The organism is Bradyrhizobium sp., from assembly GCF_016462955.1.
Classification (GTDB): Bacteria; Pseudomonadota; Alphaproteobacteria; order Rhizobiales; family Xanthobacteraceae; genus Bradyrhizobium.
Genome location: NZ_JAEMSD010000344.1, coordinates 1 through 5467 on the forward strand (window position 1 = coordinate 1; position 5467 = coordinate 5467).

General features: G+C 64.8%; 1 protein-coding gene. It reads right to left on the bottom strand.

All coding sequences use genetic code 11. The annotated features are described in order from the left end of the window. Positions 1 to 5467: hypothetical protein (locus JHD07_RS27540; protein WP_291627788.1), on the bottom strand; the 5467-nt coding region annotated here is incomplete at both ends.

Here is a 5467-nt window from a genome sequence, read left to right on the forward strand (position 1 = left end):
CATGTTGCCGCTGCCATAGAGGTGCGTGACAGGCGTGCTGCCGGCGGTGAGACCGCCGGTGACCCTGCCCGTCGTCGGCGCCGACACAGAGACGTCGACCAGGTCGCGTCCGGCGAGTACGCTGATGTTGCCGCCGGCGCTGAGGAAGCCCTGCTGGAAGCTGCCATACTGGATCCACCACGCAGTCTGCGAGGCAATCGTATTTCCAGCGGGCGCAAACACGCCCGCACCGACGATCGCCGCGCTGCCGCTCGGCGTGACCGCGGCATTGGACAGCAGCCAGGGCTGATAATATTGCGGGACTTTCTTGTCGACGCTGACGTTGCCGATCACATCCCGCTGCGCATCGATCACGACGTCGCCACCCTTCTCAGGGAAGGCGGCTGCGGTGGGCGGACCATAATAAAGATCGGGGGCATCTGCGGCGGCTGCGTTGCCGTAGCCAAGCACGCGGGGCTCGTAGAAGCCGTTGGGATCGGTGACGACGATCGTCCCATCGGATTTGACACTGTAAGGATTGGCATAGGCCGCCGTGTTGACGCCGGCCGCGTAGATCACGCCCGGCGCGCTGGTGTCCTTGAGGATCACGTCCCGCGCTGCCGCGACGTTGATATTGCCAGTCCCGGTCCGGATCATGGTCGGGATGTCAACCAGGACTGTGGAATTCGCAAGCTTGTCCTGCACCAGCGTCTGCGAGTAGCTGGCGTGCTTGTCGACGATGACGTCGCCGACGTTATTGGCGAGCGAAACCCGTGCGCCGACATTGGCGCTGGAGAGGTCGGCACCCGCCGTGAGATTATACGACCAGGACGAGGGCGCCGTGATTGTCTTGATGTTGCCGGCGCTGCAATCGATGGTGCAGACCCGCAGGCTGTGCGGGAAAAGGTCCGCCGCGGCGAGATCAAGACTGGACGGGTTGATGCCGTTCGCGGCCGCGTTGTAGGGAGCGGTTATCGAACTCCCGGGAGTGTTGAGATAATACGTATACGCGCCGATCTGCCGAACGATCGTGTTCTCGTCGAAATTGCGACTGGAGTCGGTGCTGGTGCCGAGATAATTGCCGAACTGGAAGAAGCCATCCGAGATCGACGCGTTGACGTTGATGTTCCCGGCTGCGCGCAGCGTCAGCGCGCCCGCGTCGAGGCCGCCCCAAGGCGTCAGAAGACGGTATTTGAAATCGATATAGCTCGAAGTCGGGTCGAACTCGCCATCCTTGAGTCCGCCTACGGTGCCGGCGGCCAGATTCCAGTTGCTGCTGACGGTGATGTCGCCCTTCGAATTGACGAGATCGACCCCGGGCTGCACATGCACGACATCGGCGCCGAGGCTGGCGGCGAGCGGCGCAAGGCGCGTGAACAAGTTGCTGAAGCCGTAGCTCTGTCCGTTGTAGCTCCAGGTGCCCTTGGTGATCTGCGAGACGGTGTCGCCGAAGAACGCGCTCCCGGTGCCGGCGCCCCCGGTAAAGGTTGCGATGCCCGGCTTACCCTGATTTGCCGGATCGAACTTGTCCAAGACTCCGCTCGAACTCAACGGAATGAAATCCTTGGTCTGGCCAATGAAGGTGACCGAACCGTCCGCATTGAGCGTCGAACTGCCGGCCAACGTGTTCGATTGCGAGAATCTGAAGGTGGCGCTGCCGCCGGCCCAAGAGATCAGGGCAGTCGGTTGCGCGTTGCTGGCTCCACCCGGTCCGAGCACCACTTCCGCCGAGACGACGGTCAAGAACGACACAACCGCGCCAGTAAATGGGTTCCTGGTGGGCAACACCTCTATTCCGCCGACAAACGCGCGGGTCGGAGAACTCGTGTAGCCGCTTCCCGGGTTGGTGATCGTGATCGAGAGAACTCCGTTTGCGTTAACGCTCGCTACGCCTTGCGCCGCGACCCCGCCAGCCGGTGGTGGATCGAATGTTACAGGAATGTTCGTTTGGCCAGCCGCGAAACCCGGATTACTGGCAGGCGAGAATTGGTAGACGCCCATGACGAAGTTCCTGAGAACTGCGCCATTCCCATTGGATATCGCCACCGTGTAGCCGGGATTGCCGCCGCCAACGACGCTGGTGAATCCGTTGTTGGTCGTGACTCCGGAAATCTGCCAGCCAGCGACGTTCGTCCACGAACCGTCGGTCGCGGGGATGAGATTCCCATTGGGATCCACGCCCTTGTACCAGCCGGCCGTGTCGATCGTGCCGAACCAGCCGAGATTCGACCCATCGATGCCGTTCTTACCGGCTGTGGTGTCGAACGCGATGTAGCCGTTGACGGCGACCGAGCGCGCGCCGACGATGCTGGTCCTGGTGCGATCGTTGACGTTGTTGGTCGCATCGAGCACGGGCAGTTCGTCGAATGTCTGGTTGCCGTCGGCGTAGAACTCGGCGCCGTGCGCGCCGGACGTGTTAGCCACATTGCTGATGGCCGCGATCTTGACGTCGTTGTTGCCGTCGAGCGGCGCGCGGAACGTCACCGTGCCGCCGCTGAGGCCGCCCCTGGTGCCGCCGGAGACGTTGATCTGCGTGCCCTGCTGCAGGTAGATTTTCGACTTCGCATCCCAGCCGCTCCCGATCGTGACGTCGCCGCCCCGCTCGTCGGCATGCGTCGTCGAGGCGTCGATTACGCCGCTGCTGGCGAGGAGCACCGCGTTGGCGCCGTAGAGTGCAACCTGTCCGCCGGCCTGTCCGGTGCCGTCGGCGGTCTTCCCGCCATGGCCGGTCGCGTCGATCAAGCCGCGGATCTTCACCTGGCCGAACTGCTTGCTCGCGTCGCTGCTGTCCCACGCGGCATCGTCCGCGGTCAGCATGACGGCATTGGCCTTGAGGATATGGCCGGCTGCCAGTTCGAGATTGCCCGTGCGCGTACGGATGTCAACCGAACCGGTGAGACCGCCCGCGAGCAGATTATCGGCGAGCGAGGTCAGGTCCGCGCTGCCCAGCGTATCGAGCTTGAAACGACCGCCGAGTCCCGGGGCGCCGGCCCCGCGCAGTTCCCCTGCGATCGTGGCGCTGCCGCGGACGGCATTGACTTCGATCTGGCCGCCAAAGCCGAGACCACCTGCAGGCTGCGCTACGTCGACGATACTGCCGGTGTCGACCTTGACCTTGCCCTCGCCGGTGAACGGCAGGAACGCGGTGCCGGTATCGGCATTGAGCACGACCTTGCCGCCGGGGGCGTAGGTATCAATATCGACGAGCGTCTTCTTGTAGCCGGCCGCCGACAGATAGGCGCCCTTCTCGAGCTCGAGATTGCCGGCGATCGCGCTCAGCGTGATCGTGCCGCCCTGCGCCTGGATCGTGCTGGCGACGGTGACGTTGGCGGCCGTGATCTGCAGGTTGCCCCCGACCTCGGTGCTGTCCGCCGGACGCTCGACCGCGCCGGTGCGGGTGCTGCTGTCCCGGATCGTGACGTTGCCGGCATAGCCCGCGATCGAGAAGTTCTGCGACTTCGCACCGCTCGCGCCGGCGACCAGCACGCTTGGCGTCGTGATCGCAAGATCGACCTTGTCGGTGTTGTTGACCCCGAGGGCCAGGGCGCCCGGCCCCTTGATCAGCACGCGCCTGCTCGCGGACATGCCGACACTGGAATAGCCGGCGATCGTCATGTAGGCGGCGGGTGTGACGCCGTTGACCGGAGCGTTGCCGAACTCGATGTCCTCAGCGGCGAGCTGCAGGCTGTTGCCGCCGGCGGTCGCGCCGCCGCTCAAGGCCGGTCCGACCGTGTTCGTGAGCGTAATGGTCTCGCTGGCGGTGATGGTGGCATTTCGGGCAACGCCGCCATCAAGGCCCTGTGCGAGGCCATTTGCGTCGAGGATCAGCTTGCGCGTTCCCGAATTGAAGCTGCCGTAAACCGTGATCGGTGCCGACAAGGCGCGCAGCGCGAGCGTTTGGACGTCGGCAAACTGCGCGCTATTGGCCGGCAGCATCAGGCTCACGCCGGAAACCGGGTTGACGGCGCCGATCCCGATGCTCGGAGCGACCAGGTTGACGCGGCTGGCGTGCAGATCGGCCGTATTGACGGTGATGGCGTTGTTCGCAGCGGTGCCTTGCAGCGTCAGCGTATCGGTCTTGATTGTGACGCCGTCAGCGACCACGATCTTGCCGCTGTCAGCGGTGTTGCCTCCCGGCAGCGTCAGGCTTCCGCTGACCTGCCCGGCCGCAACGTCCCTGAAGCTGATCGTGAGCGACGGCGCGGACACGCCTGTCTTGGACGGGCCGGTGATCTGGAGGGTCGGATCGTTGCTGGCGGCGAACAAGGCGCCACGCCCCGGCTGTTGCGGACCGCCATTGGCATAATAACCCAGGATCGACTGTCCGGCCGCGGTGAGAAGCGGCAGCTTGGTCAGGTCTGCGCCCGTGATCGTCGTGCCCGACAGCGTGCCTCCCAGGGCCGTCGCGATGCTTTCGGCGGTGACGGCGGGCTGCCCGTCGGAGACGACGATGTAGCTGCGCCCGAGCCCGGCATGAACGCTGCCCCTGGTTTCGATGACGCTGCCCGATTTGACCGTGACCGTTCCGCTGCCGTCGACCGGAACATAGACCGGCACATCCAGCAGGACTGAGCTGGATCCGATTGTCACGTATTGCTGGACCTGCTGCCACTCTCCGGTTTGCTGCGCGACGAGCAGTATTTCCGGCGCGGTCAAGGCCTCGCCACGGGTGTCGACCACCACATTGCTCGCCGTCGGCGTGATCAGCGTGCCGGTGGCAACGTCGCTGCGGCTGCCGCCGATCAGGACACTCTCGAAACCGTAGATCTGGCCGACATCCAGCGCGACATAGCCGGCAGGCACGTCTTTGGCCTGGTAGGCGGCGCGGCTGAGCACGGCGAGCTTCGGCGCGCTGATATCCAGCTCGCCGCCCCGCCCGATATTGCCCTTGCCGTCGGTACCGGGCTGGGTCAGCGCAATTCCGTTGAGGATGATGGCCTGCAGGGCCGATACCGAAAGACGGCCGGCGTCCATCGGCAGGCGCGGCGGGATCTTGTTCTGCTTTGTCGCCGCCTGGGTGAAATAGCTGTTGGCACCATTGAAACTGTACTCGCTGTACTGCTGCCATACCGAGTTGGTCTGCACGGCGAAGACGGTCTGCCCGGACGACTGCTTTCCTGGCGCCGTCGACTGCGTGTAATTGCCCGTGACCAACACGGTACCGTCGGTCAGTTTGGTGCCGGTCGGGACATTCTTGCCGGTGTTGTCCTGGGCGTAGACGACGACGCGCATCGCGCCGGGCAGCGTCGCGTAGTGCGCGGGATAGAGCGTGTAGGTGCCGGCCGGGATGCCGTTGCCGCCATCGATGGTGATCTGCTGGCCCGCCAGCGGCACGCTGTCCCCGGCCGTGATCGTGGCACCGTTGTCGGCGCTGCGCGCGCTGGCGAAATGGATGTCGTAAGCCGCGACGGAATCGTTGCGCGAAGGCACCAGCGCATAGACCGTCTGGCCCGAAGGCGTCGTCGTCAGCGTGTCGCGCGAGCCTCCC